General features: G+C 66.8%; 2 protein-coding genes and 1 pseudogene. 1 reads left to right on the plus strand and 2 read right to left on the minus strand.

Translation table 11 applies throughout. The features are described 5' to 3' along the window. Positions 1-304 precede the first annotated feature (304 nt). Together AB0K14_RS40810 and AB0K14_RS40815 are read right to left on the minus strand one after the other, a co-directional pair. Complete coding sequence (locus AB0K14_RS40810; RefSeq protein ID WP_360466767.1) at positions 305-487, minus strand: hypothetical protein; 183 nt, start codon at positions 485-487, stop codon at positions 305-307. 123 nt (positions 488-610) lie between these two features. Further along, positions 611-1,683 (minus strand): annotated as a pseudogene (locus AB0K14_RS40815) (IS701 family transposase). Positions 1,684-1,869: 186 nt separating this feature from the next. On the opposite strand from AB0K14_RS40815, the gene AB0K14_RS40820 reads away from it, so the two are divergent. Beyond that, a partial coding sequence (locus tag AB0K14_RS40820) for a transposase (protein WP_360466770.1) occupies positions 1,870-2,054 on the plus strand: 185 nt, incomplete at its 3' end.

Raw genomic sequence — 2,054 nt, forward strand, 5'->3', positions numbered from 1 at the left:
CTGACGCACCTCGACCGAGTGCCGTGACGTTCCTGCCATGACTCCATCCTCCACACGCAATGGAGTCCCCATCAAAGCCGGGGCGGTTCACAGGGCTCAAGCGGAAACGCGGTGCGCATGCAGCAAGTGGGCCTCAAGAGTTCGGGAGACCTCCGTGGCGTCTCGGACGGCATCGCCGGCCCACAGACCTGGAACAGGCTTGTCTACCTGAACTTGGTTCCGCCGACCGACGCTGTCTACCCCGGACTCGTCATCGCGCAGTTCGACCGCGCCCTCGGAGTGCAGGCATCGAGCGACTCCGGTACTACATTCCGAGATTGCGCGGGAGCGGGTCGCCGCGTCGACGATAGTGGCTGATCAGGGCCCTGCTGAGATGGACCTGGCGCCAGAGTGCGCGGGCGATCGCGGCGACCGTGTCGATGACGCGGGCCAGCACGGTCGCGGCCAGCAGCCCTCGGATCGCCGCGGTCGAGAAGGGCAGCAGCACCGGCCTCAGCCGGTCGCCTCGCTCTCCCGGAGCGAAGCTTCTTTTCCCTGGCCCGCACGTGTGACCGCGAGGAAAGCCTGTGCCAGCATGCACATCGTGACGTGCCGGTACCACGGAGTCCACTTACGAACCTGGTAGGCGTCCATCCCGAGCTGGTCCTTGCCGGTCTTGTTGTCCCTCCTCGATCCTCCATCGCAGACCGGCCGCCCGGACCATCGCCGCCATCGGCGTGGCCACCGGCGCGTGGACGAGAAAGAACTCGATATCGTAGGACGACGGCTGATCCCTGCGTCTCCTCATCTCCTTGGAGCGTCGGATCAGCAGGGTGTGGCCGAACCCCTCGGCCGGGGACTGTTCCCTCGCCGTCACCGCGTGCATCGCCCAGTCGTAGAACCGGGCTCCCTTGCTGCCCTCGCCCGCCGCACGACGCTCCCAACGGTGCACACCCGAGCGCAGGACATCCTGACAGCACAACGCTTTCCCCCGTGCGTCGACCAGCGGCAGGTCCACCGGAACCGCCATCGCGTACGCGATGGCGCCGTCATGGCAGAACGCGCGCAGTCCGGGGTCGCGGCCGTAGCCGGAGTCCGCGGCGAACCATCCGAACGGCACCCCGGCGGCCACCAGGCGTGCCAGCATCCTCCGCACCAGTCCCGGTTTCGTCTCGAATCCCGGTCCGGGGGCACCCCCGCCGCCCGACACCGCGCCGGGTCGGAGGTCCACGACCTCGGTAAGTACAGCTCACGGTCCACGAACGCGTGTCCGGCCTCGGTCGCGTAGGTCAGCATCGGCATGACCTGGCAGTTCTCGGTCTGATTGGTCGACCCGCAGTGCTGCGGGGCGACACCGACGCTCCTGTCGCCCTTCTTGATCGTCTGGGTGTCGTCGGCGATCACCACCGCGTCCACCGACCCCAGACCCGCCACCACGTACCCGCGCACCCGGTCGCGCAACACCTCGACATCCCACACCGCACCGTCGAGCAGATGCTCGAACGGCCGCGGCGTGGCCAGCCCGGCATGCTCGGCCAGACCCCACGAGTTCTTCTTCAGCACATCGGCCAACAGCGCACGCACCATCAACCCGAACGTCACCTTCGGCTCCGGACGGTTGAACATCGAACCCAGACCATCGGTCAGGGCCCGCAGGTCAGCATCCCAGCCGGCGATGTCCTGGGCTGTCACGGGCTTCACCATGCCAGGAGAAACGTCCGATCAACCAGCCCGGTTCAAGATCTCGGAATGTAGTACAGGCACGCCATCGGATTCTCGGCCGACTTATTGAGCCGAAAGTGATCGGTTGCCTACATGGCGGGGGTCTGCTGCACGGATTGGTGACATCTGAGATGGCTTGCCGTGATGGCGAGCTGGGAGGATGTCGCTGTGCCCAAGCCCTACCCCCGGGAGTTCCGCGACGATGTCGTGCGGGTCGCCCGTGACCGCGAGCCCGGCGTGACCGTCGAGCAGATCGCCAAGGACTTCGGGGTCCACCCGATGACCTTGTTCACGTGGCTGCGCCAGGCCGACACCGACGAGGGCGTCAAACCCGGTGTGAGCAGGAACGACTC

The organism is Actinosynnema sp. NPDC050801, from assembly GCF_040673975.1.
In the GTDB taxonomy this organism is placed as follows: Bacteria; Actinomycetota; Actinomycetes; order Mycobacteriales; family Pseudonocardiaceae; genus Actinosynnema.